Below are 25,780 nucleotides of genomic sequence, written 5' to 3' on the forward strand. Positions count from 1 at the left end.
AGGTAGGTAGGAGGGGGTGGCACTTGTCAGGAGGCCGGCGACGCCGGGGCGTCCCAGTCGAAGAAGCCGCCACCGCTCTTGCGCCCGAGGCGGCCCAGCGCCACCAACTCACGCAGGATGGCGGGCGGGGCGAAACGGGGCCCGAGGGTCGACTCGAGGTACTCCGCGATGCCGAGTCGGACGTCGAGACCCACGATGTCGGTGGTGCGCAGCGGACCCACGGGGTGCTTGTACCCGAGGACCATCGCGGCGTCGATGTCCTCGGCCGTCGCCACGCCCTCCTCGAGCATGCGCATCGCCTCGAGAGCGATCGCGACGCCGAGCCGGGAGCTGGCGAACCCGGGGGTGTCCTGCACGACGACGGCGGTCTTGCCGAGCGCCGCGACCCAGGACCGCGTGGCAGCCTCGAGTTCGGCGGACGTCTGCGCCCCGAGGACCACCTCGATGAGCGTGGAGGCGGGCACCGGGTTGAAGAAGTGCAGACCGCAGAAGCGCTCGGGTCGCCGCAGTGCGCCGGCGAGCGCGTCGACGGACAGCGAGGACGTGTTCGTGGCGAGCCAGGCGTCGTCGTCGAGCACGACCTCCACCGACCGCAGGGCCTCCCGCTTCAGGGCCGGATCCTCGGGCACGGCCTCGACCACGAGACCGCACGAGGCGAAGGAGCCGTAATCCGTGGACACGGACACCCGATGGTTCAGCACCTCGGCGTCCTCCGTCGTGGTGCCTCGCTCCACGCTGCGGGCAATGGCGGTCGAGACCCGATCGAGGGCGGCTCCCGCAGCGGCGTCGTCACGCTCGACGACGACGACGTCGGCACCCGCGAGGCAGAAGGCGTGGGCGATGCCGGCTCCCATACGCCCTCCGCCGAGCACACCGACCCGTGCCGGGATCCCGTTCATGAGCTCTTCTTCCGATCCAGGAACCGCTGCATGCGGTCGAATTTCGCCTCGGACTCGAACAGGACGGCCTGCGCCAGCTGGTCGATCACGGGGTGGGCGTCGCGCGGAGCGTGGAACACGCTCTTGGTGATGCGGACCGCCAGCGGATCCTGCCGGCCGATCCGGTCCGCGAGGTCGTGGGCAGCCGCCAGGAGATCCTCAGGCTCATGGAGGGAGCTGACGAGCCTGACGTCGAGGGCTTCCCCCGCGGACAGGATGCGCCCGGCGAGCAGGATCTCCTTCGCGAAAGGTTCTCCCACCAGCTCCTTCAGCCGCCAGGTGGCGCCTGCTGCGGGGAGGATGCCCAGCCCGGTCTCGGGGTTGCCGAGCCGCAGGCGCGGTGTGCCCAGGCGGAAGTCCGCGGCGAAAGCGAGCTCGGCCCCGCCCCCGAGCGCATGCCCGTCCAGGGCCGCGATCACGGGCAGGGGCAGCGCGGCGATGCGCGCGAAGAGGGTCGAGTTGATGCCGGCGAGCGCGTCGTCACGCCGGCGCTCCCGCAGTTCGGCGATGTCGGCTCCGGAGGCGAAGACGCCGTCGGAACCGATCAGGATGAGGATGCGGGGCGCCTGCTCGAGAGAGGCGCAGACCGCGTGCAGCTCGTCGACCATCTGCCGGTCGATGGCGTTGCGCACCTCGGGTCGGTGCAGCTCGACGACCACGCGATCGTCGCCGTCCGTGATCCTCAGGGCACTGGCCATCAGACGCCCTCGACGAGCAGCGCGGTGCCCTGCCCCACGCCCACGCACATGGTGGCCAGCCCGAGCCGCCGCGACGACCCGGCGAGCTCACGCTCGAGCCGACCGAGCAGGGTGATGGCGATGCGGGAGCCCGAGGAGCCGAGCGGATGCCCGAGGGCGATCGCGCCGCCGTCGCGGTTGACGATCTCCTCGTCGAGTCCGAGCCGCCGGATGCAGGCGAGCGACTGCGTGGCGAACGCCTCGTTGAGCTCCACGGCACCGAGATCGCCGACGGAGAACCCTGTACGGTCGAGGACCTTCTGCGTGGCCGGGACGGGGCCGATCCCCATGATCTCGGGCGGCACACCGGCGGAGGCGCCGTCGAGGATCCGCGCACGCGGGGTCAGGCCGTGACGTGTGAGGGCCGCCTCTGAGGCGACGATGACGGCGGAGGCGCCATCGTTGAGCGAGCTCGAGTTGCCCGCGGTGACGATGCCGTCCGGTTTGACGATGGAACGGAGTCTGCCGAGCGCCTCGAGCGTCGTATCGGCGCGGGGTCCCTCGTCGGTGTCCACGGAGAAGGACGTCTTCCCGCGGTTCACCTGCACGGGCAGGATCTCGTCGGCGAAGTGCCCTGCCTCCATGGCCGCGAGCGCCCGCTGGTGCGAGCGGAGAGCGAAGGCGTCGGCGTCATCGCGCGAGATCCGATCGACCTCCGCGACCTCCTCGGCCGTCTCCGGCATGGAGTACGTGGCCTTGTCGCGCGCGGCGAGCACCGGGTTGGTGAAGCGCCAGCCGATGGAGGTGTCCGCGACGGCGCCCGGCCGGGCGAAGGCCTTGTCCGGCTTCTCCATGACCCACGGCGCGCGGCTCATGGACTCGACCCCGCCGGCGATCACGATGTCCGCCGCCCCTGCCTTGATCATGTGGGACGCCATGATGATGGCGGACAGGCCCGAGGCGCAGAGGCGATTGACCGTGATGCCGGGAACGGTGTCGGGGAACCCTGCGAGCAGGGACGCGAGGCGGGCCACGTTCCGGTTCTCCTCGCCGGCCCCATTGGCGTTGCCGAGGATCACCTCGTCGACGGCGGCCGGGTCCAGACCGGCCCGCTGCACGACGGCGGCCAGCGTGAGCGCCGCGAGATCGTCCGGGCGGATGCTGGAGAGCGCTCCGCCGTAGCGTCCGACGGGGGTGCGGACACCCCCCACCAGGAAGGCCTCGGCCATGGTCGTCTCCTCGTCGTCGTGAAAGAACCGGCCCGCTCCCGCTCGAATTACTGAACGCTCGTTCTGTAAAGGCCTGCTCCAGAATTGCATGCCCGCCCGGCACGGTCAACCATCGGCACCCGCGCCCCTCCACGCCACGGGCCGGCGTTGCGGGGGCGCGGAGGGAGGGTGGCAGGATGGAATGCATGACCGCTGACGCCACCACACCCGAGCTCCTCGTGCCCCACCCTGCCCCGCGGGTGCCGACCGAGCGCACCCATCACGGCGATACATTCGTGGATCACTACGACTGGATGCGGCAGAAGGACAGCCCCGACGTCGTCGAGTACCTGACGCGCGAGAACAGCTACACCGACGCCGTCACCGCGGGCCAGGAGCCGCTCCGGGAAGCCATCTTCAGCGAGATCAAGGACCGCACGCAGGAGACGGACCTGTCCGTCCCCGCCCGGAAGAGGGGTTGGTGGTACTACTCGCGCACCGAGGAGGGCCGGCAGTACGCGATCCAGTGCCGCGTCGCCGCCACGGACACCGGTGATCCCACGCGGGACTGGACCCCGCCTGCGGTGGTTCCCGGCCAGGCGGTGCCGGGCGAGCAGATCATGCTCGACGGCAATGACCTCGCCGAGGGCAAGCCGTTCTTCTCCCTGGGAGGTCTGGCCGTGACCGAGGACGGCACCCTGCTGGCCTACAGCGAGGACAACGCCGGCGACGAACGCTTCACGCTGCGCATCAAGGATCTGGCCTCGGGTGAGCTCCTGCCGGACGAGGTCCCCGACATCTTCTACGGGGTGGCCTTCTCCCCCGACGGCTCACGCCTCTACTACACCGTGGTCGACGACTCGTGGCGCCCGTACCAGGTGAAGGCGCACGTGCTGGGAACCCCGGTGGCGGACGACGTCGTCGTGTACCAGGAGGACGACGTCGCCATGTGGACGGGCTTCGAGATCTCGGCCGATCGGAGCCGGCTCCTGATCAGCATCGGCTGCTCGGAGTACAGCGAGTACCGCGTGCTGGACCTCGCCCGTCCCGACGCCGGACTGACCACCCTGATCTCCCGCGACGAACGCATCCTGTACGACGCCGAGCCCGTGACGATCGCGGGCGCACCCCACTACCTGCTGACCCACGACCGCGGGGCGAAGAACTCGATGGTGAGCCTCGTGGCCGCCGATCAGTTCGCCCGTCCCCTCGCGGACCAGGAGTGGACCACGGTGGTCCCGCACGACGACGCCGTGCGCGTCGACGGCCTGTCCCTCACCCGGAGCCACGTGGTGCTGTCGGTCCGCAGGGACACGATCGAGCGCGTACAGGTCCTCCCGCTCGCCGGCCTCGGCACGCCGGAGCAATTCCTTCCGGCGGAACCGGACTTCGACGAGGAACTGTTCACGAGCAATCTCGCGAACGCCGAGTTCGACTCCCCGATCATCCGGCTGTCCTACGCGTCCTACCTGACACCCCCGCGGGTGTACGACTACGTCCTCGAGGACGGCTCGCTGCACCTGCGCAAGGAGACCGAGGTGCTCGGCGGCTACGACAGCACCAGGTATGTCGCCGAACGCCAGTGGGCGCCGGCGGCGGACGGGACGCTGATCCCGCTCTCGGTGGTGCGGCGCGCGGATCTTGTGCAGGACGGGTCGAACCCGGCGGTGATCTACGCCTACGGTAGCTACGAAGTCAGCATGGATCCCGGGTTCTCGATCGCCCGGCTGTCCCTGCTCGACCGCGGGATCATCTTCGTCACCGCCCACATCCGTGGCGGCGGCGAGATGGGACGTACCTGGTACGAGCAGGGCAAGAAGCTCGCGAAGAAGAACACCTTCACCGATTTCGTGGACGCCACGACCTTCCTGGCCGCGTCGGGGTGGGTCGACGAGCACCGGATCGCCGCCATGGGAGGCTCTGCGGGGGGCCTGCTCATGGGCGCCGTCGCCAATCTGGCCCCCGAGAAGTACCGTGCCATCGTGGCGCAGGTCCCCTTCGTGGACGCCCTGACCACCATCCTGGATCCGGACCTGCCGCTATCCGCCCTCGAGTGGGAGGAATGGGGCAATCCCCTCACCGATCCGGAGGTGTACCGGTACATGAAGGAGTACACGCCCTACGAGAACGTGCGCCCCGTGGCGTACCCGCGCATCGCTGCCGTCACGAGTTTCAACGACACACGAGTGCTGTACGTGGAGCCTGCCAAGTGGGTGGCCGAGCTGCGCCGGACGACGACGGGGCCCGAGCCGATCGTGCTGAAGACCGAGATGGACGGCGGACACGGCGGGGCCAGCGGCCGCTACTCCCGGTGGCGCGACGTCGCCTGGGACTACGCCTTCGCCGCGGACGCCGTCGGCGCCACCGCCAGGATGACGGACACCCCGCAGTGACGCAGCCGACGCCCGAGTACACCCCGTGGACCATCACACTCGGCGAACTGGACGAGAAGATGGGCGTGCGCATCCTCGAACAGTCCGTCGATCGCGTCGTGGCGACGATGCCCGTCGAGGGCAACCGGCAGTCCTTCGGCCTCCTCCACGGAGGCGCATCCCTGGCCGTCGGGGAAGCGGTGGGCTCCTGGGCCGCCGTGATCCACGCCTCCACGCTCGGGAAGACGGCGGTCGGGGTGGACGTCTCGGCCACCCACCACAAGGGGGCACGGGAGGGTCTGATCACGATCACCGCGACCCCCATCCATCTCGGGGGGACGGTGACCACCCACGAGGTGCTGCTCAGCAACGAGGCAGGTCAGCGCATCTGCACCTTGCGGATCACCAACGTGCTCCTCGATCGACCGATCCCGACGAGCCCGCCCACCGTCTGACGCCCAAGGGGCGCCGCGTCCCGGACCGACCGGTCTCCCGGGCCGGAGCCGGGCCGGCCGGAGCCGGGGCGGGCGGAGCCGGGGCGGGCGGTCACGGCCCGTCGCGGTCAGTCGGCCCAGTCGGGATCCGTCAGTCTCGTCCGCAGGGTGCCGAGTTCCTCCTCGCTCAGACCGCCGGCGCGGAGCAGCTCAGCTGCATCCAGGGACGCGAGCAGCTCGAGCAGGTGTCCCTGGGCCTCCGCGAGCCAGGAGGCCAGTTCCTCGTCCGAGCGCGGAGTCTCGTGCGGGACCTCCTGGGCCCGGTAGCGGTTATTGATGGCGGTCACGGCCGCGGCATAATCGGCGGCGATGGCGGAGTGCGGGATCCCGGCGGCACTCAGGAGCAGCGCCACCACGAGCCCGGTGCGGTCCCGCCCGGCGGCGCAGTGCACCACCACGCCGCCGCGACGGGCGGAGACGATCGCGCGGGCGATCGCGGCGAACTTCTCGGGCCAGCGGGTCAGATTCTCGCCGTAGTGCTCCGGGGTGTTCAGGTAGGGGCCGGTCAGGGCCATGAACTCGTCGTCGGACTGGTCCTCGGTGGGCAGATTGTGGATCTCGAACCGGTCCAGGGCCCCGGGTGGGACGGCCGGATCGCTCGACCGCCGACCGAGTTCGAAGGGATTGCGCAGGTCGATGACGGTACGTACCCCCTCGGCCCAGGCCTGCTCCCAGCCTGCCTCGGTGACCCACTCGTGCCGGCCCATCCGGTAGAGCCGGCCGGGCTGCACGCCGCCGGTCCCGCCGAGATCCCTCGCGTTCACCGCGCCGTCCCACCGGATCGGAGCGGGAGTCTTCACGACGTCGTCGACGGGCGGGGCTGCGGGTACGGCGTCCATGCCGGTAGCGTAGCAACGCCCACCGACGCCCCGGACAGGCCAGGACAGGCCAGGACAGGCCAGGCCAGGCCCGCGAGGCTAGACTCGACGGGTGACCCACGAGCTCCCCCGCACGGTATCCGATATCTTCGACCCCACCCGCTGGCGCGTGGTCACGGGATTCGAGGACCTCGCAGATCTGACCTATCACCGGCAGGTGGAACGCGACACCGCGGGCGCCGTCGTCCGTGACCTTCCCACCGTCCGCATCGCGTTCGACCGGCCCGAGGTGCGCAACGCCTTCCGCCCCGGCACCGTGGACGAGCTGTACCGGGCCCTGGACCATGCACGCATGACGCCCGACGTGGCCACCGTGCTCCTGACCGGCAACGGCCCCAGCCCGCGCGACGGCGGGCACTCCTTCTGCTCCGGCGGCGACCAGCGCATCCGCGGCCGTGACGGCTACAGGTACGCAGAGGGCGAGACGACCGAGACGATCGATCCCGCCCGCGCCGGGCGCCTCCACATCCTCGAGGTGCAGCGACTCATCCGCACCATGCCCAAGGTGGTCATCGCCGTCGTCAACGGGTGGGCCGCCGGCGGCGGGCATAGCCTCCACGTGGTCGCGGACCTGACACTGGCCTCCGCCCAGCACGGCAGGTTCAAGCAGACGGATGCGAGCGTGGGCAGTTTCGACGCCGGGTACGGCTCGGCCCTGCTCGCACGGCAGATCGGCCAGAAGAAGGCGCGGGAGATCTTCTTCCTGGCCCGCGAATACTCCGCCCAGGACATGGTGGACCTGGGCGCGGTCAACGAGGCCGTCGATCACGCGGAGCTGGAGGCGACGGCTCTCGAGTACGCCGCGGACATCGCGGCCCAGAGTCCGCAGGCCATCAGGATGCTCAAGTTCGCCTTCAACCTCGCCGACGACGGCCTGGCAGGCCAGCAGGTCTTCGCGGGAGAGGCCACCAGGCTGGCCTACATGACGGACGAGGCGGTGGAGGGCAAGGAGGCGTTTCTCGAGAAACGCGCTCCCGACTGGTCCTCGTTCCCCTACTACTTCTAGGAGCCGCGTGGAACTCCTGCCCGTCCACACGCCCGCGGGGTTCGACTCCCTCGACCTCCTGGAGCCCCTCGCCGCGGCCCTCGCCGGTGAGGGGCCGGCCGTCGCCCCCCATGTGGTGCCGGGCCAGTCCTTCGGGTCGCTGCCGAACGACGACGTCGCGGCCGTGATCAGCACCTCGGGTTCAACGGGGGTCCCGAAGCAGACGATGCTCGGGGTGGACGCACTTGCCGCCTCCGCCATGGGCACGGCGTTCGCGCTGCAGGCCGAGGGCCAGTGGCTCCTCACGCTGCCCGTGCACTACGTCGCGGGGCTCCAGGTCCTGGTCCGCTCCCTCTTCGCCGGGACCCGGCCTGCCGTCGCGGACACCGGCGGCGGCTTCACGCCCGAGGCGTTCAACGCCGGGGCCGCCGAGCTGACGGATCGGGTGCGTTTCACGTCCCTTGTCCCCACGCAGCTCCACCGGCTCCTGACCGACCCGACGCCGGAGACCCTCCGCCTCCTGCGCCGCTTCGACGCGATCCTGCTCGGCGGCGCGGCGGCCGGCCCGGCACTCCGGTCCCTCGCGCGGAGCCATGACCTGAGGATCGTGGAGACCTACGGCATGAGCGAGACGTGCGGTGGCTGTGTCTACGACGGCACCCCGCTCGACGGTGTGGAGCTGGACTCCGTCGAGGGACGATTGCGGATCGGCGGGCCCGTCCTCGCCGAGGGTTATCTCGGTGACGCCTTGCTGAGCAAGGAGAAGTTCATGTTCACTTCGGGACGGCGCTGGTTCATCACGGACGACGCCGGCGAGAGCGCCCCCGACGGGACGGTCACCGTGCACGGACGGCTCGACGACGTCATCGTCACGGGAGCCCTGAAGGTTTCCGCAGCCCGGGTGGGCGACGTGATCCAGGCCATCCCCGGTGTCGACCAGGTCATGGTGCTCGGTATCGACAGCCCGGAGTGGGGTTCCGCCGTCGCGGCCGCGGTCCTCGGCGACGTGGACAGCGGGACCATCCGTCAGGCCGTGCACGTGGAGCTCGGCGCCCATGCGGTACCGAAGGCGATCCTGTCACTCGACGCGTTCCCCCTCCTCCCCGGCGGCAAACCCGACCGCCGCACCATCAGGGCCCTGCTCGAACGCGCCTAGCGTGCGGGACCATACGACATCACCGATCCGACCAGAAGGACTGACTGTGGCTACTGCCGCGCAATGGCTCGAAGGAGCCCGCCCCCGCACGCTGCCGATGGCGTTCGCTCCAGTGATCATCGGCAGCGCCGCCGCCTTCGGACTCGGATCGTTCAAGCCGGTCAACGCGATCCTCGCCGCGATCGTGTCGGTGCTGCTGCAGGTCGGCGTCAACTACGCGAACGACTACTCGGACGGCATCCGGGGCACGGACGACGAGCGGGTGGGGCCCCTGCGGCTGACCGGTTCGGGGGCCGCACCTGCGCGGCAGGTGAAGCTGGCGGCGTTCGCGTGCTTCGGTCTGGCGATGCTCGCCGGGCTCGCCCTCGTGATCCTCGCCCAGACCTGGGTGCTGCTCGTGGTCGGGGTCGGCTGCATCGCCGCCGCCTGGGGCTATACCGGTGGCAAGAATCCGTACGGCTACCGGGGACTCGGGGATGTCTTCGTGTTCGTCTTCTTCGGTCTCGTGGCCACGCTCGGCACCACGTACACGCAGGCCAACCAGCTCAGCGCCGCAGCCTGGATCGGCGCAGTGAGTACCGGGCTGATCGCCATGGCCCTGCTCATGGCCAACAACGTGCGCGACATCCCGACCGACAGTGTGGTGGGGAAGAGGACCCTCGCCGTCCGGCTCGGGGACACGGCCGCCCGCATCGCCTACGTGATGATGCTCGCCGTCGCGATCCTGCTGCCGCTGTTCCTCGCGGCCGACTACCCGTGGGTACTGCTGGTCCTGCTCCTGATCGTTACGGGCGTCTCGCCCAGCCGGCGCATGCTCACCGGGACGGAGCGCGGAAGCCTGATCCCCGTCCTCAAGCAGACCGGGCTGATCAACCTCGCCTTCAGCATCCTGTTCGCCACCGGCGTCGTGCTGAGCCGCACTCCCGCATAGCTCACGACAGGATCGCAGGGCTTCACTACACGGCCCCGTTGCGCGGCTTCCGGTCGGTGTTCACGGGAGTGTTCGGATCGAGGGCGTCCTCTGCAGCAGCATCATCGAGCTCGACGGCGGAGCGTACCGGAGGGGCGCCCGGGGTGAAGCGTCGCTGGAGCGTTGCCGCTGCGTCGTTGCGCAGATCGCGGGCGAAGAGATACGTCACGCACCAGGCGAGGATCGCCGCCACCACTGCGGACATGAGGAGTCCGAGACCCAGCTGCACCCCGATTACGTAGAACACGATGATCAGGACCAGGCGGAGGGCGGAGAATTTGAGGAAAGCCACGGGGCAAGTTTACTCGCCTACAATTGGAGGATGCCTCGCCTCCTGCTCTTCGCCGCGATCCTGGGGGTCGCCGTCATCATTTATTCGCTGATCGACTGCGTGATGAGCTCGAAGCACGAGGTGCGGAGCATCTCGAAAACCGCATGGTTCCTGATCATCCTGCTCCTGCCCCTCATCGGCGCGGGGATGTGGTTCCTGTTCGGCCGGCCGCGCAGCGAAGGGCCCTCCGGCCCCCAGCGCCCGGCTCCACGCAAGCCCGTGGCGCCCGACGACGACCCGGCCTTCCTGCAGAATCTCGAGACGCAGCGGCGCCAGCAGACCCGTGAACAGGAGCGGCGGCGCCGCGAGCAGGCCGATCGCGAGGCAAAGGCCCGCGACACCGGATCCGCTGACGAGAAGCTCGACGGCGAGGGCAGCGACCAGTCGTAGTAGACGCTACCGGCGTTGTCCAGCACCGTCTCCCGCTGAGAGCTGTTTTCCGGCTCCACTAGCGTGGAGCCCTGGGGCCAAACAATCAGGAGAAGCTATGAGCAGTACAGCGAATGGGCGAAGCGAAGGTCCCCAGGGTGCCGCAGCGTCCCTGCTCAACGGGTTGCGGGTACTCGAGGCCTTCGGCGTGGACGACACCACCCTCGGCGTCACCGACGTGTCGCAGCGTGTCGGACTGCACAAGAGCACGGTGTCACGGATCCTCTCCGGTCTGGCCGAGGCCGGGTACGTGCACCGGGATCCGACGACAGGACGTTACCGCCTTGGCCTAGGGGTAATCAGCCTGGCGGGTCCGCTGCTGGCCGAACTCGATGTGCGCCGCCTCGCCCAGGGCGAGCTGGAGCAGCTGACGAAACACACCAGGGAGACCAGCGCCCTGTCGGTGTGGAACGGCACTGAGGCTGTGGTGGTGGAGCAGATTCCCAGCCCCCAGTTCGTCAAGCACACCGCCTACATCGGCACGCGCTACGACCGGTATGAGAGCTCTTCCGTCAGACTCTTCCTGGCGCATCTCCCCTCGGGGGAGGTCGCCACGCTGCTCGATTCCGGGCAGATCTCCCGCGTACCGGGCGACGCACTGGACGGCGACGTGGAACCACACCTGGCCCAGGTCCACACCGACGGTTTCGCTATCAACGACGGCTGCACCGACGCCCAGGAATTCGGCATCTCCGCACCCGTGTACGACTACGCGGGATCCCTCGTCGGATGCGTCACGCTCTCGGCCCCACGAGCCCGGATCGGACAGTCGGACGTGCCCCGTCTGGTCTCGGAAGTTCGCCGCTGCGTCACCCGTATCAGTGATGGTTTCGGGGCACACCCGCGATCAGCCGTCGCCGGAATCCGTTCGCACGGCTGACACCGCAAGCAGTTGATCGGGGCAGGGCCCAATCTCCGGAGAGCCGGGACGTCGGCGCCTAGCCCAGGCGCGACAGTCCGGCACCCAGGGAGGGTGCCGGACTGTTGCGCCGCCGGGCCGAGCCGGTGATGCCGTGCCGCCGGCCCGCGACGGGCCGGTGACTCAGGCTGGATCGGCGGGGGCTGCCACCTCGGGCTGGGGATCCGAGAGCGTCTTCGGGACCGTATCCGCGAACTGCGGGAGGCCGTTCAGGTACTCCACCACCGAGTCCGTGGACTCCACGTCACCGAACTTGTTGTCGATGTCGTAGAGATTCCACTGCACCACCCCCGGGACGCGGTCGCCGATGGTCTCCCTGGGGATGATCGGGCGGAAACCCTTCGCGATCGCGTCCTCGACGGTATGGCGCACGCAGCCAGCTGCTGTCGCGCCGGTAACGATCAGGGTGTCGATACGGTTGGAGGTCAGGAAGAGCTCGAGGTTCGTCCCCGGGAACGCCGACGCGCGATTCTTCTCGATCACGACCTCGCCCTCTGCGGGCGCGATCCGGTCGTCGATCTGCGCCCAGTACGAGCCCGCCGGAAGGGTTTCCGTGGGGATCTTCGAGTACCAGAGCCCCATGTCGTTGGTACCGGAGCTGGCATCACGGTTCTTGTACACATTGGTGGTGTAGAAGACCGGGACCCCCTTGGCGCGCGCAGCTTCGTTGATCCGCTGCACATTCGGGATGATCTCCTCCATGCCCGGGCAACTGAACGGGTGGCCCGGGCGGGTCCAGGCGTTCGCGAGATCGATGTGGATGACGGCCGGGCGGTTGCCGTAGCCGATCCGGCGCTTGAAGCCGCGCTCGTTGTAGATCCCCGCGCCGGCTTCGAAAGCCTCCTCCAGCACTGCTGCAAGACGGGCTTCGATGTCACTGGACGTGTTTGTCATGGTCTTCTCCACTTCGAGGTTCAGAGGGTTGCTACACGAGCAACTAGGTTGCTGTGGGAAGTACTATAGCCTACGGGTCGGTCCGGCACCAGATACTGCCGGGGCCCGCAGAACGAATCGCGCGGGGACTGCAGCCTGGGCGGGAGATCGGGTCGCCGGAAGATCGAGGAGATACCGTCCGAGCATTGCAAGTTGCTCTATAAAGAACTAGATTGCACGCTAAGCAACCTCAGTGATCTGCATTACACAGACTGACGGAGCGGGGACCGGCCCATCGGACGCGTTCCTCTCCGTGGCAGGGTCAGGAAGCACTGGCCCCACGGTCTTACTTCACCCTCGACCTTCCCAGGTAGTCCCCTCTCGAAAGGATCCATCATGAAGCGCATAGGAGTCGACGTCGGCGGCACATTCACCGATGTGTACTACTCGGACGACGAGCAGCGCATCGCCGTCGTGGAGAAGGTACCCTCCACCCCGCACGATCCCGCAGAGGGAGTGATCAACGGCCTGAAGATGCTCAGCGAGAAGGCCGGGGTGTCCCTGTCGGAGATCGATCAGCTCGTCCACGGCACCACCGTGGCGACCAACACGGCGCTGACCCACACCGGCGCCGAGGTCGGCATGATCACGACCGAGGGCTTCCGGGACATCCTGCACATCGCCAGGCACAAGAAGCCTTTCAACTTCTCCCTGCAGCAGTCCATGCCCTGGCAGACCAAACCCCTCATCAAGCGCCGTCACCGCCTGACGGTCAAGGAGCGCATCACGGCACCCAATGGTGACGTGTTGGTCGCTCTGGACGAAGACGAGGTCCGGGACCGGGTGCGCGAGCTGAAGAGTGCCGGGGTCGAAGCCATCGCGGTCTGCCTGCTGCATTCCTACCTGAACCCGGAGCATGAGAAGCGCATCGGCGAGATCGTCACCGAGGAGTTCCCGGAGGCCTTCCTCTCCCTCTCGCACGACATCGTCCCGCTCTACCGTGAGTACGAGCGGTTCTCCACCACCGCCCTGAACGCCTACGTGGGCCCCCGGGTCTCCCGCTACCTGAACCGGCTGCAGGACCAGGCGGAAGGTCTCGGCTATAAGCGCGAGATTCTTCTGATGCAGTCCTCGGGCGGAATGGTTCCCATCAAGGAGGCCGCAAAACGGCCTGTCACCCTCATGCTGTCCGGGCCCGTCGGCGGCTTGATCGGTGGCATCTGGGCAGGGCGGCAATCCGGCTTCAAGAACGTGGTCACCCTCGACATCGGCGGAACCTCGGCCGACATCGGCGTGGCCTACCAGGGCGAGCTGCGCATGCGCCACCTCCTGGACACCAAGATCGGCGATCACCAGGCCATGGTTCCCATGGTGGACATCGACACCATCGGCGCGGGCGGCGGTTCGATCGCCTACGTCGACGCAGGTGGAGTCTTCCGCGTGGGCCCGCAGTCCGCCGGAGCGGATCCCGGTCCGGTCTGCTACGGCCGCGGCGGCACAGATCCGACGTCGACCGACGCCCAGGTGCTCCTGGGACGGATGCGTCCCGACCGTGTGCTGGCAGGGTCCGGGATGGATCTGGATCTCGACGGCGCGCGGAAGTGTATGCAGGGACTCGCCGACAAGCTCGGCATGTCCGTGGAGGAGGCCGCCCTCGGAGCACTTCAGATTCAGAAGTTCGGCATGACGCAGGCCATCGAACAGAACTCGGTACGCCGCGGGTACGATCCGCGGGACTTCACGCTGGTGGCCGCCGGCGGCGCAGGTGCTCTGTTCGCCTGTGAGATCGCCGCCGAGCTGGAAGTGCCGCAAGTGCTCGTCCCGGCCCACCCGGGCATCATGGCCGCGACCGGCCTGCTGGCGACGGACGAGCAGTACGAGTTCGTCGCGACCAATCGCTTCAAGTTCCGCGAGGCCGACCCGTCCGCGATCCAGGCTTCCTTCGAACGCCTCGAGCGGGAGGCCACGGCCCAGCTCGACGCCGAGGAGGTCCCGCTCGATCGCCGCAAGCTGGATTGGCTGGCCGATGCCCGTTACGAGGGGCAGGGCTACGAGATCCGCTTCGACGTGCCTGAGGGCCCGGTGGACCAGGACTGGATGACCACGGCCGAGGCCGCCTTCCACGACGCCCACTTCGAGGAGTACGGTCACCGCTTCAAGGACGGCACTGTGGAAGTCATCAATATCCGGGTGGAGGCGAGCGCCATCATGGACGAGCTTCCGAGCCCGATCGCCAAGCACTCGGGCAACCTCGACGACGCACTCGTGGAGACGCGCCCCGTGACCTTCACCCAGGATGGCAAACCCGCCACTCTGGACACCGGCTTCTACGACCGGGACCGCATGGGTGTCGGAACCGACTTCGCCGGTCCCGCCGTCATCGAGCAGTACGACGCCACCGTCGTCGTTCCGCCGGGCTTCTCGGGCACCGTGGACGGCGCAGGTAATCTCGTCATCACGTGCCCGGCCGTAACCGAAACCGTGGAGAAGCTGGCGACTCCGATCCTCATGCGTGTCATCGGGGGCGCGCTCAATTCCGCGGCCAAGGAGATGGCCTCGGTGCTGTTCCGGATGGCTTACTCCTCCATCATCCGGGAATCCGAGGATCTGGGCGCGGGACTGTTCGACAAGGACGGCAACGTGCTGGCCGAATCGGACTCCACCCCGATGTTCATGGGCTCGATGCCGAAGATCGTCAAGGGCGTCATGTCGGTGCTGGGTGACGACATCCACGAGGGCGACGTCATCCTGCACAACGACCCGTACCTCGGTGCAACGCACTCCCCGGACGTGGCGATCATCGAGCCGATCTTCCACGACGGGGAACTCGTCGGCTTCGCCGGAGCGTCCGGTCAGCTGATCGACAACGGCGGAGCCTTTTCCGGGCTCATGGTGGATATCCAGGACATCCAGTCGGAAGGCACTATCTTCCGAGCCATCAAGGTCTACGAGAAGGGGGTCCGCCAGGAGTCCCTGATCCGGCACATCCTCAACAACAGCCGAACACCGACCTCGAATGAGGGCGATTTCCAGGCGATGATCGCAGCGTGCGAGCTCGCCAAGTCCCGGTACATCGCGCTCATCGAGCGCTACGGTTTTGCAGCGGTCCGGGATGCCGGCCAGAACTGGATCGACTACTCGGAGCGCATGCTGCGCCAGGAGATCGCCAAGATCCCGGACGGGGTGTACGAGACCGAGGTCGGCTACCTGGACGACGACGGACGCAATTACGGGAAGAAGCTGCCGATCGTCGTGAAGGTGATCATCGAGGGCGACGAGATCACGTACGACCTCACCGGATCCTCCGAACAGGTGCCCACTGCCTACAACTGCGCATTCGAGGGAACCACGGTCTCGGCGTTCACTTTCATCACAAGGATGATGTTCCTGGACGAGGTTGCCTTCCCGGTGTTCGTGCCCCAGAACGAGGGCATGCTCAAGCCCCTGAAGGTGATCGCGCCGGAGGGCACGATCTTCAATCCGACGTATCCGGCCGCAACATTCTCCCGGTTCTCCCAGGTGCAGCGGGCTGTGGATCTGGCCCTCAGGGCGTTGGCCCCGGTCATCCCCGATCGGGTCACTGCCGGTAACTCCGCGCACATCCACTTCGTCTCGTACTCGGGCTGGGACGAGAAAGCCGGAGAGTACTGGGTGTATCTGGAGGTCAACGAGGGCTCCTACGGTGCGCGATCGAAGTCCGACGGGCCCGATTCCGTGGACAACCTCATCGCTAATACGCGCAACAACCCCATCGAGGAACTCGAATGGCGCTTCCCGATGCGGACCGACCGCTATGAACTCCGTGACGAACCTGCCGCCGCAGGCGAGTTCCGCGGCGGCATCGGTATCGTCCGGGAGAACACCTTCCTGGTGGACACAGCGGTCACGTGCGAGGGTGAACGTCATGAGTCCGATGTCCCGTGGGGTGCGTTCGAGGGACATGAGGGCTTGAACGCCTCCCTCATCAAGAACCCTGGCCGGGAGGGAGAGGAGTCGTGGCCGTCCAAGGTCACCGGCTGGCAGCTCAAGGCCGGCGACTCGCTGCAGATCACGGTGCCCAGTGGTGGTGGCTTCGGGCATCCGACCCGCCGCGACCCCCAGCAGGTCCTCGAGGACGTCCTGGACGGGTTCACCACCATCGACGCCGCTGAGCGCGACTACGGCGTCGTGCTGGTCGAGGAAGCAGACCGCATGCGGCTGGATGCGGAAGGAACGATCGCACTCCGGGAGCGGATGAACTCCCGGACCGTCCTGACCCCGTAGGTCAATCACGCAGTAATGAGGTCGTCCCGGGAGAAGAGGTGAACGTGCTCCCGGGACGACCGTCGCTGTACCTACCCGCATTCCGCTGACAAGGAACCCGCTATGGATATCACTCAGCAAGCGCAAGCCACCACTACCCAGGTCACTCCGAAAGACGTACGCATCGCGACCTGGATCTGCTTCTTCGCCTGGACCTTCGCGGTCTACGATTTCGTGCTCTTCGGCAATCTCCTCCCCGTCCTCGCGGATGACTTCGGCTGGACCGGGGCCCAGTCCACCCAGGTCAACACCTGGGTCACCGCTGGGACGGCTCTCGTAGCCTTCGCCATCGGGCCCATCGCGGATCGCATCGGTCGGCGGAAGGGAATCCTCCTGGCGGTGACCGGGGCTGCCGTGGCGTCGGTGCTCACCGCGACGACCGGACTGGTCATAGGCCTGGCGGCGGGGGTGGGCGTCGTCTTCCTGATCCTCGTCCGGTCCCTGGCCGGGCTCGGCTACGCGGAGCAGGCCATCAACGCCGCCTACCTGAACGAGATGTTCGCCCACAGCTACACCGATCCGGCGAAGGCGCGGCGACGCGGTTTCATCTACTCGCTCGTCCAGTCCGGCTGGCCCATCGGTTCCGTGCTCGCCGCGGCATCCGTCTATCTCCTGTTCCCCATCGGCGGCTGGCCGCTCTGTTTCGTCATCGCGGCCGTTCCTGCAGTCTTCATCGTCATCGCGGGGCGCTGGCTCAAGGAGAGCCCGCAGTTCACCACGCGGCGCCGGATCGAGGAACTGGTCAAGGCGGACCGCCAGACGGAGGCGAAGGAACTGGCCTCGGCAAGTGGGATAGACATGACCAACCAGTCCACTCCACTGGTGGCGGTGTTCCAGGGCGAGTCGCTGCGCTCCACCCTGGTGATCGGCACCTCGTTCATGCTGAACTGGATCGGGGTCCTGGCTTTCGCGATCCTCGGCACGTCCCTGCTGACGGCCGTCGATGGCAAGAACATCACCTTCAACAGCGCACTGGCCATTCTGGTCATCTCCAACGCCACAGCCTTCGCGGGTTATCTCTTCCATGGCTGGCTCGGCGACCGGATCGGGCGTCGGAACACCATCGGGATCGCCTGGATCCTCAGCAGCGTGGCCTTCTTCGGAATGCTTCAGGCTCCCGACGGGAACTTCGCCGTCATCGTCGCGCTCTACAGTGCCGGCCTGTTCTTCCTCATCGGACCGTTCTCCGCCCTCTTGTTCTTCACCGGCGAGAGCTTTCCCGTTCACACCAGGGCCACCGGAGGCGCGCTGATCAACGCCTCGGGTCAGGTCGGCGCCATCATCGGTGGCCTCCTCATCACCATGACGCTCTCCTCGGGCGGCACCTGGACGGAGGCCGGCCTCTGGTGGGGCTGCCTGCCCATCCTCGCGTCAGGGCTGCTCGTCTTCGCTGCTCGTAAGAGGGACCCCCGCGTCATCCGAACGGGCTGAGAGACGAACAAAGGGGAGCCGCGACCGGCGAACCCATCGGGAGTCTCCCCGACCGGACACGAGCCCCATGCAAAAGCCCCGCGGTGTGGCACCGCGGGGCCTTTGCACGTTGGTCAGCAATCAATGACGCTGCATCGGGGCCGGACCGTGCCGGACTAGACCCCGGCGTAGCTGTGCAGACCCGAGAAGTAGATGTTGACGATGGTGAAATTGAAGACGATGCAGAGGTAGCCGACGATCGACAACCACGCAGCGCGTGTTCCGGTCCAGCCCCGCGTGGCGCGGGCGTGCAGATACCCGGCGTAGACGGTCCAGATCACGAAGGACCAGACCTCCTTGGTGTCCCAGCCCCAGTAGCGTCCCCAGGCCTGCTCGGCCCAGATGGCGCCCGCCATGACCGTGAAGGTCCAGCCCACGAATGCGATGGCATTGAGCCGGTAGGAGAGATTCTCGAGGCTCAGCGCCGAGGGTACGAGACGAAGGAACTTCGCGGTGTCGGCCTTGCCCGCCAGCAGCTTGGCCTCGCGGGAGGTCTGCAGCAACTGCAGCACCGACATCGCGAAGGTGATGGTGAAGAGCGCCGAGGACGCCACAGCGATGGACACGTGCACGATCAGCCAGTAGCTCTGCAGTGCCGGGATCAGCCGCGAGACCGGTGTGGGGAAGCCGACGGTCGCGGCACACAGCATGACGACCACGAGCCCCACCACGAAGGACCCGACGAAGCGCAGGTCCTTGCGGGTGAGGGTGATGAGGAAGATCACCGACACCAGCAGCGCGCCGGTGGTGCAGAACTCGTACATGTTGCCCCACGGCACGCGGTGCGCCGCGAAAGCACGGCTGACCACCGCCGCGCCGTGGATGACGGCGGCCAGCACGGTCAGAGCGACGGCGATGCGGGCGGTTCCGCGCCTGGCACCCGAACCGTAGTCCATGGAGTCATCGGCCGTGACCGGCGCCTGGGGTGCCTCGGCAACCGTCGACCCTCCGCCACCGGCGCCCACGCTGGCGAGGGATCGCGTGGTCGCCGCCTGCTCGCTCGCGAGGCGCGCCTCGACGGCGTTGATGGTGGTGCTCGACCTCACGAGATCGAGGACGAAGAAGATGAAAGCCACCACATAGGCGATGGAGGCGAGCAACATCAACAGCTCGCTGGCCTGCCCGAGCTCGGCGTTGACTGGTAGTGGCATCAGTTGTCCTTTGTAGTGTTCTGCGACTGCCCCGTGCCGGCGGCCGACGACGCGGCCTCCTGCACCCTGTATTCCCCCGTCGTGCCCTCAGGGACCGACCAGCGGTCCTCGAGCAGCTTCCGGACCATCAGTCCCTCGTCCTGGAGCCGGTTGTCCTCCCCGCGTGCCAGCAGCCCGTACTCGGCGACGATACTTCCGTCGTCGTGCCCGGAGATCCTGACCCAGAGCCTGCGCCGCGCGATGAACAGGGACGCGGCGAGGCCGAACAAAGCCAGCATCGCGAAGACGAAGGCTCCGGCCTTCGCCGGGTCGTGATGGATGTCCAGCGCGATGTAGCGCTTCAGCCCGTCGAAGGTGATGGAGCCCTTGCCCTCGGGAAGATCGTACGTCTGACCGACCGACAGCACGATTCCGCCGTCGTCGTTGTTCCGGCTGTTCAACTCGTTGAGCTTCTCGGTGTCGAGTACGTAGACGTTCTCGGGGGTGCCGTCGTCGAGACCCAGGTCGCCGTAGTACGAGTTCAGGTTCAGCTGGGGATTGAACGGATCCGGGTCCCGCGAGAACGAGACGCCCTCCTCGTCGACGAACGCCGTGGGGAGGAAGAATCCCACGAAACCGAGCTGGTCGGGCTGTGCATCGGGGGCCTTGATGACGATCAGCGAGGTGTAGAGCCCGTCCGAGGGCACCGCCACCACCGGCCCCTCCGAGGCGATGTTCCCCTCGGCGTCCCGCACCGTCACCACGGGAGCGTAGCCGTTGCCCACCAGGTACACGTTCGTCCCCCCGATGGTGACCGGCGCATTGACCTTGAGGATCTGCTGCTCCTCCTCCGCGCCCGGGCCGTCCTGCGTGGTGAGATTCGCGGTGAAGTCCAGCGGCTGCCCGTAGTTGCTCTCCTGCTCGCGGTCGAAGCGCACGTCGAAGGCGTCGAGGCGGACCGAGTAGGGCTCGAGCCGGTCGTCGGAGAAGTTGGATCCGGGGCTGAAGCTGTCGTACCCGATCAGGGTGTTCACGAAGGTGTCACCCTCGACCACCACCTTCTGACCCGTGTACCCGAACAGTCCGCCGATGGCGACCGCGACGAGGACCCCCATCAGCGAGATGTGGAAGACGAGATTGCCGAACTCCTTCGCGAGTCCGCGCTCGGCACCCACCGATGGCTGGGCGGTCGCGTCGTCGCGGACATCCACGCGGTAGCCGCGCTTCTTCAGCACAGCAGCGGCCTGGTGGGCAGCGGACGACGGCGTGAGGCCCACCGCCCGCGCCGCCTCGGCCGGAATTTCCACCGTGCCGTGTACCGGCAGCCGGGAGAACCGCCTCGGTGTGCGTGGCGGTGTGGAGCGGACGGCCCTGAAATGGGCTCGTGCCCTCGGCACCACGCATCCGATGAGGGAGATGAACAGCAGGAGGTAGATGGCGGAGAACCACACCGACGAGTAGACGTCGAAGAGCTGGAACCAATCCAGCACGGGCCCGGTATCGGGGTGGTCCTGGAGATACTGGGTGACGACGGCGGGGTTCGCCGGGCGCTGCGGGAACAACGATCCGGGCACGGCCCCGACCGCGAGCAGCAGGAGCAGGAAGAGCGCCGTGCGCATACTGGTGAGCTGGGTCCACGCCCAGCGCAGGGATCCGACCACGCCGAGCGCGGGAACGACGACGTCGCCCCGCCCCTTCGACGAGGCCCGCGCGTCCGTATCCTGCTTCACCGTGTCACTCCCCTGCCGCCCTGTGTCCGCGCCTGATTCCACGCCTGTGCCATGGTCCTGCCTGCTCATATCGGCAACACCACACCGCTGATCAGCGCATCCTGCAGCCGTATGATCCAGAAGTTCCAGACGCCGGTGACCATGAGCACACCGACGAGGATCAGGAGTCCGCCGCCCGCGCGCTGCAGCAGCCGCCGGTGCCTACGGAAGAACGCCAGCGCTCCCATGCCCCGCTGCACCCCGAGGGCGATCAGCAGGAACGGCACACCGAGCCCCACGCAGTAGGCGAAGGTCAGCACCGCGCCCTTGAGCGCCGTGGCGTCATTGCCCGAGATGGCGAGCAACTGGACAGCGCCGAGGGTGGGGCCGATGCAGGGAGCCCACCCGAGCCCGAAGGTGAGTCCGAGCAAGGGTGCTCCCAGCAGCCCGGCCGGGATCCTCGCGTGCACCCTGCTCTCCCGCTGGAACCAGGAGAACCCTCCCATGAAGACCACACCGAGCAGGATCACGACGACCCCGAAAACCTGGATGAGCCAACCCTGGGAGACCCGCAGGAACGCGCCGAGCTGCCCGAACAGCGTGCCGTAGGCCATGAACACCACCGAGAAGCCCAGCACGAACAGACCGATCCCGGCGATCATCCGACCCTTGCGCTGCTTCTCGAGATCGATGCCGGTCAGTCCCGTGACATACCCGAGGTATCCCGGGACCAGTGGCAGCACGCACGGTGAGACGAAGGAGACGAGGCCCGCGAGGAGGGCGACCGGGAGCGCGAGGAGCATCGACCCGTTCAGGACGGCGTCGGCGAAGGCATTCCCTGCGACGAGGGGAGCGAAGGGTGCCGCCGGAGCCGCCAGGACCGCGATCATGGGCAGGGCACGCTACAGGACATCGCTGATCAGGGCGTCGAGTGTGCTGCGGTCGGCGAGCCCGAGGATGCGCGCCGCGACCCGCCCCTCGCGGTCGAGCACGATGGTGGTGGGGACGGCCTGGGGTGGTACGTACTGCGTCATGTCGAGCAGTACTCCGCCGTCCGTGTCGTCGAAGCTCTCGTACGGAATGCCGAAGCTCCGCTCGAACGCTTCGGCGGTGGCCTGCTCGTCCCTGATGTTGACCCCGTAGAAGACGGCTCCCTGGGGCGCATACTCCTCGTGCAGCGCCACGAGGTCCGGGGCCTCCTGGCGGCATGGGGCGCAGGAGGCGTACCAGAAGTTGAGGACCGTGACCTGGTCGTCCCAGTCGGCGCTGGAGACACTTGTCCCGTCGAACAGGGTCCCGGCCACCTCCACGGGCTCGCCCCGCTCGGACGCGGCGTACTCGGTCACCGAACCGTCACCGGCGATGTAGTTCTTGCCGTCCCCGGCTGCGGCCTGCTGCGCGAGCGGGTCGTCGGCGGCACAGGACGTCGCCATCAGGGTGACGGGCACCAGGAACGCCAGGAAGAGCGCCAGCCTGGACGGGCGTGCGCGGTTCGCGGAGCGGACGGTTGCGGTCACGGCTTCTTCCATTGATTTCTACGACGTGTAGTAATTCTATTACGCGCCGGGGACATTCGCCGCACCGGGCAACAGGTGGGCGGACGGCTCCACGTAGCGAACACGCTGCACGGTGCCGCCGTCGAAGTCGAACGAGGTGACGGAGGTGAGCGTGCATTCCCGCTGGCGAGGATCGTGCCAGAGCCTGCGCCGCTCGGCTGCAAGCCGCGTGACCCAGATGGGGAGCTGATGGCTGACGATGATGGCCTCCGCCGGACGACCGTCCTCCGTCGGTCCGGCAAGCTCGAGCGCCCGACGGCGGGCATCGTCCATGGCAGCCATCACGCGCTCGACCTGCTCGTGGTACGGCTCACCCCATGACGGTCGGAACGGGTTGACCAGGAGCGGCCAGTACCGTGGCTGACGGAGGCGGCTCTTGATCTTCGACATCCCCTCGAAACGATTCTCCGCCTCGATGACGCGCTCGTCGGTCGCGAGCCCCAGGCCCAACGCAGCGGCGATGGGCCGGGCCGTCTCCTGTGCACGGACCAGGGGTGAGGCCACGAGGTGGACGATCCTCGCTCCGTCCTCCTGGCGCTGCTCGAAGTACCCCGCGACCTGACGAGCCATGCGCTGACCCAGCTCGGAGAGGTGGAACTCCGGGAGCCGCCCGTAGAGGACCCCCTCCGGGTTGTAGACCTCACCGTGGCGCACCAGATGGACGGTTGATCGCTGCATGCTGTCCAGTTTCCCGCATCCCCGGGCGCATCGGCCAATCCGCTTCCGGGAGTGACACTCCGAGCAGGCGGAGGGGTTATGCTGACGGACGGAATAAAACATGCAAACGCATGCTTCTACACATCGCAAGCAATCCACACCCCGAACCCCAAGGAGATCAACATGGCACTCCCCTCAGGCCTCACCACCGGCACCTGGTCCTTCGATCCCTCGCACAGCGAGGTGGGCTTCAGCGTCCGCCACGCGGGAATCAGCAAGGTCCGCGGCACCTTCACGGACGTGGACGCCTCCCTCACCGTCGGTTCCACCCTCGAGGACTCGACCATCATCGCGACGATCAAGACCGCGTCCTTCACCTCGGGCGACGAGAACCGGGACGGCCACGTCAAGGGTGCTGACTTCTTCGACGTCGAGCAGTTCCCCGAGATGACCTTCATCTCCACCTCCCACGAGGGCACCGGCGAGACCTATTCCATCACCGGCAACCTGACCATCCGCGGCATCACCAAGTCCGTGGTCCTCGACGCCGAGTTCAACGGCGTGGCAGTGGACCCGTTCGGCGCCACGCGCGCCGGCATCTCCGCCTCGACCACCATCTCCCGCAAGGAGTTCGGCCTCACCTGGAACGCAGCCCTCGAGGCCGGCGGTGTGCTGGTGGGCGACAAGGTGACCATCAGCGTCGACGCCGCTTTCGTGGCCCCCGCCGTCGAGACTGCCTAGTACCGGCTCCCTCCACTACCGCCCGACCGGCCGGTGTCCGCTCATGCGACACCGGCCGTCGGCGTAAAGCTTTCCGTACGACGACGAACTACGCTGGCAGGGACAGGATCCGCAACGGGTACGTCCATGGGGGCACCGGGTGGATCAGAGCACACCACGACGGAGGACGCCGCAATGAGTACGCCACAGGACAATCCCGGCACCGGACGGGACGGACAGCTCCCGGACCAGGGCGCAGCGCAGGACTGGACAACACCGGGCACCACCGGAGCAGGACAGTTCGACCAGCAGGGCCAGTCCGGACACCAGGGGACCCAGCCCTCGGGCTATGCCTATCCCACCTCGGCGGTCGACGCCGCTCCCGCTGACAAGGGGCCGGTACCCAAGGAGGTCATGCGGGCCTACTACCTGATCCTCGCCGCCGGTGTCGTCTACCTCTTGAGCGCGATCCTCTCGGCGCTGACGACCGAGGTGCCCGATGTCGCGGGAGCCTCCCTCGGCGTCGCGCTCGGCCTGGTATTCGCGGTGATCATGGCCGCCGTCTACGTTCTCCTGGCCGTCTTCATCAGGAGGGGTCGGAACTGGGCCCGGATCACCGCGACGGTCCTCGCCGCGCTGAACGTCGTGTTCTCGCTCGGAAGTCTCCTGCTCCTGCCGACGCTCAATGATTTTGCCGAGGCCAATGGCCAGCAGGTCGCCGACTCCTCGGCGCTCCCGACAATCCTCGGCCTGATCGTGATGCTGCTCGGCGTGATCGGTGTGATCATGACCTACCTGAAGCCCGCGCGGCCCTACTTCGTGCAACCGAAGCTCGGGTACTGAGTGCTGTAGCGCAGCTCGTCACCGGCCCCTGAACGGGGCCTCACTGGGCGCGGGAGATCGGACCGAGGTCCGGCTCCTGCGCCCGCTGTGCGTGATAGGCCAGGATCTGCAGCTCCGTGGACATGTCCACCTTGCGCACCTGGACATGGTCCGGTACCTGCAGCACCACCGGCGCGAAGCTGAGAATGCTCGAGATGCCGGCGTCCACGAGCCGATCGCACATCTCCTGCGCCACGGACGTGGGCACACAGAGCACGGCGATGTTGGTCCGCGTGCGCTCGAGGACGGCCTCGAGCTCGTCGACCGCACTGACGCGCAGATAGCCGACCTCGGTATCGACCACGAGCTGATCGGCGTCGACGAGCGCCACGATACCGAACCCGCGCGAGACGAAGCCCGGATACCCGGCGAGCGCCCGGCCCAGGTTGCCCACACCGATGATCGCCACGCGCCAGTCGAGCGTCAGGCCCAGGGCCGACGAGATCTGCCGGGTCAGAAATTGGGCGTCGTAGCCCACCCCACGTGTTCCGTAGGATCCGAGATGGGACAGGTCCTTGCGCAGTATCGGCGAATTCACTCCCGCGGCATCGGCGAGCTCCTCGGAGGAGACCCGCTCGGTTCCGTCCGCGATGAGTGAGTTCAGAGCGCGTAGATAGATGGTGAGGCGCGCCACCGAGGCGGGCGGTATCCGGCGCGCCGGATCTCCGGCGTGAAGCCCTGGCAGGTCAGGCATTGTCACTGTCGTCGCTCCGTTGCTCGCGCCGCCCGTTCCACGGGATCAGCGGTTCCGGGGTCCCTCGTCGGGGCGGAAGTATCCTCACTTTATGCCGCGGCGGCGGGGCCACCAAGCCGGGTCCCGACGTCGCCGCCCGGCCTGGTCCGGGCTTCAGACCCGTGCGAGCAACCTGCGCAGTCGCCCCTCGTCGATGGACCAGAAATCTCGTTGGACGCCGTCGATGAACAGCACCGGCAGTTCCTCGGCGAATCGTGCACCGAGGTCCGGAGCCTCGTCCACGGAGAGCTCCCGCCAGGTGAGACCGAGGTCCGCCGTCACCCGCGTGAGAACCGCCCTGGCGTCCTCGCACAGGTGGCACTCGGGACGGGTGAGGAGGACGACGCCGGAATCCGGCCCGGCAGTGGGTTCTTCCATCCCTCGAGGGTAC

24 protein-coding genes are annotated in these 25,780 nt (G+C 67.7%); 11 read left to right on the forward strand and 13 right to left on the reverse strand.

Annotation, left to right across the window (positions count from 1 at the left end; translation table 11 throughout):
* Nucleotides 1-26: 26 nt before the first annotated feature.
* From FQ377_RS01615 to FQ377_RS01625, 3 genes are read right to left on the reverse strand one after another with little or no spacing between them, the layout of a single operon-like run.
* The gene (locus FQ377_RS01615) at nucleotides 27-899 is read right to left on the reverse strand and encodes a 3-hydroxyacyl-CoA dehydrogenase family protein (RefSeq protein WP_148599492.1); all 873 of its coding nucleotides are present in this window, start codon (nucleotides 897-899) and stop codon (nucleotides 27-29) included.
* Entirely contained in the window at nucleotides 896-1,636 is a 741-nt protein-coding gene (locus FQ377_RS01620) for an enoyl-CoA hydratase/isomerase family protein (protein ID WP_148599493.1), read from the reverse strand. Before FQ377_RS01620 ends, FQ377_RS01615 begins: the two co-directional genes overlap by 4 nt.
* The gene (locus FQ377_RS01625; RefSeq protein ID WP_148599494.1) at nucleotides 1,636-2,844 is read right to left on the reverse strand and encodes an acetyl-CoA C-acyltransferase; all 1,209 of its coding nucleotides are present in this window, start codon (nucleotides 2,842-2,844) and stop codon (nucleotides 1,636-1,638) included. Before FQ377_RS01625 ends, FQ377_RS01620 begins: the two co-directional genes overlap by 1 nt.
* Nucleotides 2,845-3,029: 185 nt before the next feature.
* Between FQ377_RS01625 and FQ377_RS01630 the strand changes: the two genes are divergently transcribed.
* Nucleotides 3,030-5,216, forward strand: a complete 2,187-nt coding sequence (locus tag FQ377_RS01630) for a S9 family peptidase (protein ID WP_148599495.1) — start codon at nucleotides 3,030-3,032, stop codon at nucleotides 5,214-5,216.
* 59 nt (nucleotides 5,217-5,275) lie between these two features.
* A complete protein-coding gene (locus tag FQ377_RS01635; protein ID WP_262364266.1) occupies nucleotides 5,276-5,650 on the forward strand; it encodes a PaaI family thioesterase in 375 nt (124 codons plus the stop codon).
* A gap of 107 nt (nucleotides 5,651-5,757) precedes the next feature.
* Here the strand turns inward: FQ377_RS01635 and FQ377_RS01640 are convergent, their stop codons facing one another.
* Nucleotides 5,758-6,528, reverse strand: a complete 771-nt coding sequence (locus tag FQ377_RS01640) for a tyrosine-protein phosphatase (protein ID WP_148599497.1) — start codon at nucleotides 6,526-6,528, stop codon at nucleotides 5,758-5,760.
* A gap of 91 nt (nucleotides 6,529-6,619) precedes the next feature.
* Between FQ377_RS01640 and FQ377_RS01645 the strand changes: the two genes are divergently transcribed.
* From FQ377_RS01645 to FQ377_RS01655, 3 genes are read left to right on the forward strand one after another with little or no spacing between them, the layout of a single operon-like run.
* The gene (locus FQ377_RS01645) at nucleotides 6,620-7,573 is read left to right on the forward strand and encodes a 1,4-dihydroxy-2-naphthoyl-CoA synthase (RefSeq protein ID WP_148599498.1); all 954 of its coding nucleotides are present in this window, start codon (nucleotides 6,620-6,622) and stop codon (nucleotides 7,571-7,573) included.
* A 7-nt stretch (nucleotides 7,574-7,580) separates the two neighbouring features.
* A complete protein-coding gene (locus FQ377_RS01650) occupies nucleotides 7,581-8,708 on the forward strand; it encodes an AMP-binding protein (RefSeq protein WP_148599499.1) in 1,128 nt (375 codons plus the stop codon).
* 46 nt (nucleotides 8,709-8,754) lie between these two features.
* On the forward strand, nucleotides 8,755-9,639 hold the full coding sequence (locus FQ377_RS01655; RefSeq protein ID WP_148599500.1) for a 1,4-dihydroxy-2-naphthoate polyprenyltransferase: 885 nt from the start codon (nucleotides 8,755-8,757) through the stop codon (nucleotides 9,637-9,639).
* A gap of 25 nt (nucleotides 9,640-9,664) precedes the next feature.
* Here the strand turns inward: FQ377_RS01655 and FQ377_RS01660 are convergent, their stop codons facing one another.
* Nucleotides 9,665-9,970 carry a DUF4229 domain-containing protein gene (locus tag FQ377_RS01660; protein ID WP_148599501.1) on the reverse strand — a complete coding sequence of 102 codons (306 nt, stop codon included), beginning with the start codon at nucleotides 9,968-9,970 and terminating at the stop codon, nucleotides 9,665-9,667.
* 30 nt (nucleotides 9,971-10,000) lie between these two features.
* On the opposite strand from FQ377_RS01660, the gene FQ377_RS01665 reads away from it, so the two are divergent.
* Both FQ377_RS01665 and FQ377_RS01670 read left to right on the forward strand, forming a co-directional pair.
* Nucleotides 10,001-10,399, forward strand: coding sequence for a PLDc N-terminal domain-containing protein (locus FQ377_RS01665; protein ID WP_148599502.1), 399 nt, complete (start codon nucleotides 10,001-10,003; stop codon nucleotides 10,397-10,399).
* Nucleotides 10,400-10,496: 97 nt separating this feature from the next.
* On the forward strand, nucleotides 10,497-11,318 hold the full coding sequence (locus FQ377_RS01670; RefSeq protein WP_148599503.1) for an IclR family transcriptional regulator: 822 nt from the start codon (nucleotides 10,497-10,499) through the stop codon (nucleotides 11,316-11,318).
* A 162-nt stretch (nucleotides 11,319-11,480) separates the two neighbouring features.
* Here FQ377_RS01670 and FQ377_RS01675 read toward each other — a convergent pair whose 3' ends face one another.
* A complete protein-coding gene (locus FQ377_RS01675; RefSeq protein WP_148599504.1) occupies nucleotides 11,481-12,251 on the reverse strand; it encodes an N-carbamoylsarcosine amidohydrolase in 771 nt (256 codons plus the stop codon).
* Between the two features lie 375 nt (nucleotides 12,252-12,626).
* Here FQ377_RS01675 and FQ377_RS01680 point away from each other — a divergent pair, with 375 nt between their 5' ends.
* Together FQ377_RS01680 and FQ377_RS01685 are read left to right on the forward strand one after the other, a co-directional pair.
* Nucleotides 12,627-16,493 (forward strand): hydantoinase B/oxoprolinase family protein, encoded by a 3,867-nt coding sequence (locus FQ377_RS01680; RefSeq protein WP_148599505.1) that lies wholly within the window; start codon nucleotides 12,627-12,629, stop codon nucleotides 16,491-16,493.
* A 102-nt stretch (nucleotides 16,494-16,595) separates the two neighbouring features.
* A complete protein-coding gene (locus FQ377_RS01685; protein ID WP_148599506.1) occupies nucleotides 16,596-17,963 on the forward strand; it encodes an MFS transporter in 1,368 nt (455 codons plus the stop codon).
* Between the two features lie 155 nt (nucleotides 17,964-18,118).
* On the opposite strand, the gene ccsB is transcribed toward FQ377_RS01685, so the two are convergent.
* The 5 genes from ccsB to FQ377_RS01710 are packed head-to-tail and all read right to left on the reverse strand — an operon-like array spanning nucleotide 18,119 to nucleotide 23,075.
* Nucleotides 18,119-19,153: a c-type cytochrome biogenesis protein CcsB gene (gene ccsB, locus FQ377_RS01690; RefSeq protein ID WP_148599507.1), complete on the reverse strand. Its 1,035-nt coding sequence runs from the start codon at nucleotides 19,151-19,153 to the stop codon at nucleotides 18,119-18,121.
* On the reverse strand, nucleotides 19,153-20,931 hold the full coding sequence (resB, locus tag FQ377_RS01695) for a cytochrome c biogenesis protein ResB (RefSeq protein ID WP_148599508.1): 1,779 nt from the start codon (nucleotides 20,929-20,931) through the stop codon (nucleotides 19,153-19,155). Before resB ends, ccsB begins: the two co-directional genes overlap by 1 nt.
* Nucleotides 20,928-21,731 carry a cytochrome c biogenesis CcdA family protein gene (locus FQ377_RS01700; protein WP_148599509.1) on the reverse strand — a complete coding sequence of 268 codons (804 nt, stop codon included), beginning with the start codon at nucleotides 21,729-21,731 and terminating at the stop codon, nucleotides 20,928-20,930. The genes resB and FQ377_RS01700 overlap by 4 nt, the downstream gene beginning before the upstream one ends.
* A 12-nt stretch (nucleotides 21,732-21,743) precedes the next feature.
* Complete coding sequence (locus FQ377_RS01705) at nucleotides 21,744-22,370, reverse strand: TlpA family protein disulfide reductase (protein WP_148599510.1); 627 nt, start codon at nucleotides 22,368-22,370, stop codon at nucleotides 21,744-21,746.
* Nucleotides 22,371-22,397: 27 nt separating this feature from the next.
* Nucleotides 22,398-23,075, reverse strand: a complete 678-nt coding sequence (locus tag FQ377_RS01710; protein WP_148599511.1) for a histidine phosphatase family protein — start codon at nucleotides 23,073-23,075, stop codon at nucleotides 22,398-22,400.
* 162 nt (nucleotides 23,076-23,237) lie between these two features.
* Here FQ377_RS01710 and FQ377_RS01715 point away from each other — a divergent pair, with 162 nt between their 5' ends.
* Both FQ377_RS01715 and FQ377_RS01720 read left to right on the forward strand, forming a co-directional pair.
* Nucleotides 23,238-23,795 carry a YceI family protein gene (locus tag FQ377_RS01715; RefSeq protein WP_148599512.1) on the forward strand — a complete coding sequence of 186 codons (558 nt, stop codon included), beginning with the start codon at nucleotides 23,238-23,240 and terminating at the stop codon, nucleotides 23,793-23,795.
* Nucleotides 23,796-23,969: 174 nt separating this feature from the next.
* A complete protein-coding gene (locus FQ377_RS01720) occupies nucleotides 23,970-24,617 on the forward strand; it encodes a hypothetical protein (RefSeq protein WP_148599513.1) in 648 nt (215 codons plus the stop codon).
* A 40-nt stretch (nucleotides 24,618-24,657) separates the two neighbouring features.
* Here FQ377_RS01720 and FQ377_RS01725 read toward each other — a convergent pair whose 3' ends face one another.
* On the reverse strand, nucleotides 24,658-25,350 hold the full coding sequence (locus FQ377_RS01725; RefSeq protein ID WP_148599514.1) for a redox-sensing transcriptional repressor Rex: 693 nt from the start codon (nucleotides 25,348-25,350) through the stop codon (nucleotides 24,658-24,660).
* Between the two features lie 153 nt (nucleotides 25,351-25,503).
* Nucleotides 25,504-25,767 (reverse strand): glutaredoxin family protein, encoded by a 264-nt coding sequence (locus FQ377_RS01730; RefSeq protein WP_148599515.1) that lies wholly within the window; start codon nucleotides 25,765-25,767, stop codon nucleotides 25,504-25,506.
* Between the last annotated feature and the right edge of the window lie 13 nt (nucleotides 25,768-25,780).

The sequence above is a fragment of the Arthrobacter echini genome, assembly GCF_008107445.1.
GTDB classification, from domain to species: domain Bacteria; phylum Actinomycetota; class Actinomycetes; order Actinomycetales; family Micrococcaceae; genus Arthrobacter_D; species Arthrobacter_D echini_A.

Coding starts and splice junctions, on each gene's coding strand:
- ccsB (WP_148599507.1), bottom strand. CDS start 19,153: ATGCCACTACCAGTCAACGCCGAGCTCGGGCAGGCCAGCGAGCTGTTG.
- FQ377_RS01725 (WP_148599514.1), bottom strand. CDS start 25,350: ATGCCTGACCTGCCAGGGCTTCACGCCGGAGATCCGGCGCGCCGGATA.
- FQ377_RS01635 (WP_262364266.1), top strand. CDS start 5,276: ATGGGCGTGCGCATCCTCGAACAGTCCGTCGATCGCGTCGTGGCGACG.
- FQ377_RS01700 (WP_148599509.1), bottom strand. CDS start 21,731: ATGATCGCGGTCCTGGCGGCTCCGGCGGCACCCTTCGCTCCCCTCGTC.
- FQ377_RS01720 (WP_148599513.1), top strand. CDS start 23,970: ATGAGTACGCCACAGGACAATCCCGGCACCGGACGGGACGGACAGCTC.
- FQ377_RS01620 (WP_148599493.1), bottom strand. CDS start 1,636: ATGGCCAGTGCCCTGAGGATCACGGACGGCGACGATCGCGTGGTCGTC.
- FQ377_RS01665 (WP_148599502.1), top strand. CDS start 10,001: ATGCCTCGCCTCCTGCTCTTCGCCGCGATCCTGGGGGTCGCCGTCATC.
- resB (WP_148599508.1), bottom strand. CDS start 20,931: ATGAGCAGGCAGGACCATGGCACAGGCGTGGAATCAGGCGCGGACACA.
- FQ377_RS01640 (WP_148599497.1), bottom strand. CDS start 6,528: ATGGACGCCGTACCCGCAGCCCCGCCCGTCGACGACGTCGTGAAGACT.
- FQ377_RS01705 (WP_148599510.1), bottom strand. CDS start 22,370: ATGGAAGAAGCCGTGACCGCAACCGTCCGCTCCGCGAACCGCGCACGC.
- FQ377_RS01625 (WP_148599494.1), bottom strand. CDS start 2,844: ATGGCCGAGGCCTTCCTGGTGGGGGGTGTCCGCACCCCCGTCGGACGC.
- FQ377_RS01615 (WP_148599492.1), bottom strand. CDS start 899: ATGAACGGGATCCCGGCACGGGTCGGTGTGCTCGGCGGAGGGCGTATG.
- FQ377_RS01675 (WP_148599504.1), bottom strand. CDS start 12,251: ATGACAAACACGTCCAGTGACATCGAAGCCCGTCTTGCAGCAGTGCTG.
- FQ377_RS01730 (WP_148599515.1), bottom strand. CDS start 25,767: ATGGAAGAACCCACTGCCGGGCCGGATTCCGGCGTCGTCCTCCTCACC.
- FQ377_RS01715 (WP_148599512.1), top strand. CDS start 23,238: ATGGCACTCCCCTCAGGCCTCACCACCGGCACCTGGTCCTTCGATCCC.
- FQ377_RS01710 (WP_148599511.1), bottom strand. CDS start 23,075: ATGCAGCGATCAACCGTCCATCTGGTGCGCCACGGTGAGGTCTACAAC.
- FQ377_RS01670 (WP_148599503.1), top strand. CDS start 10,497: ATGAGCAGTACAGCGAATGGGCGAAGCGAAGGTCCCCAGGGTGCCGCA.
- FQ377_RS01685 (WP_148599506.1), top strand. CDS start 16,596: ATGGATATCACTCAGCAAGCGCAAGCCACCACTACCCAGGTCACTCCG.
- FQ377_RS01630 (WP_148599495.1), top strand. CDS start 3,030: ATGACCGCTGACGCCACCACACCCGAGCTCCTCGTGCCCCACCCTGCC.
- FQ377_RS01680 (WP_148599505.1), top strand. CDS start 12,627: ATGAAGCGCATAGGAGTCGACGTCGGCGGCACATTCACCGATGTGTAC.